General features: G+C 30.6%; 1 pseudogene. It reads right to left on the bottom strand.

The annotated features are described in order from the left end of the window. Positions 1 to 629: 629 nt before the first annotated feature. Positions 630 to 939, bottom strand: a pseudogene (locus HX743_RS16150) (IS4 family transposase); the annotation flags it as partial.

Genomic DNA, 939 nt, shown 5'->3' with positions numbered 1-939 from the left:
TAGGTAAAAATGGAGATTGAAAAAAGTAGAAAAAGATAATATTGATTCTTCATATCAAATTTATTATTTTTATGTCCATATTGACTTACTTATGGATTGTTCATTTTATATGGACACTTATGGAGTATCGATAAGGGTAAAACCTTTTTGCATCGTGTTCATAAACATTCTCCACAAATGTTTGTTAATTTAATTATAAGCTTTGTAAGCTATTTTATACTTAGCACTAAACGTGCCAACTTTTATTATAGACAATTATCACAAAAAAACAGCACCTTACACATAAAAAATTTAAAACTTTTAATTCGACTGTATATTTTTGTTAAAAAGTGACAAATATTGTCAGATGGAAATTGCAAATTTAACAAATTTTGTCAATTTTAGAGCAATGAGTCACCTTTTTTTAATTTTAAAAATAAACCCATCACACATTTATTCGTATTTTTGATCTAAATTTCGGCAAATCTAGCTTGTGTGCAATGGTTATCTTTTGTACTGATGAGACATCCCCCTTTTTGAAAAAAGTGAACCAAATGTAATGAAAGCTGCCAATATTGAAAATCTCTCATAGCCTCTCTTTAAAAAAGAGAGGAACATTCATTATAAAATTTCTCTGTACACGACAAATTTCACAGAACCCTTATCCTATCAGGATTCTGCTTTCTTAAAATTGCCAAAATTTCCTTAAACTCTTCTTTTTTCCCAAAACCAATTATACGCTGAATCGCCATTTGAACATAGTCTAAACCATAGCGAAATAAACTCATTGAGAGTCGTCCATGCTTCTTTATTTTTATCGCTTTTTTTTGATTATGTTGCCATTCACCCGTTAAGTAACACCAACAGAAGCTTATAGCTAACACCGCAATCAATTTTTTCACTCGTCTAGGGTCTGTCAAGCGCGTATTTTCAAGATTAAACCCGCGTCCTTTGAGACAA

Source organism: Acinetobacter sp. Swhac1 (assembly GCF_013390985.1).
GTDB lineage: Bacteria > Pseudomonadota > Gammaproteobacteria > Pseudomonadales > Moraxellaceae > Acinetobacter > Acinetobacter towneri.
Note: the sequence above shows the minus strand (reverse complement) of the source record. Positions and strands in the feature narration are given on the sequence as shown.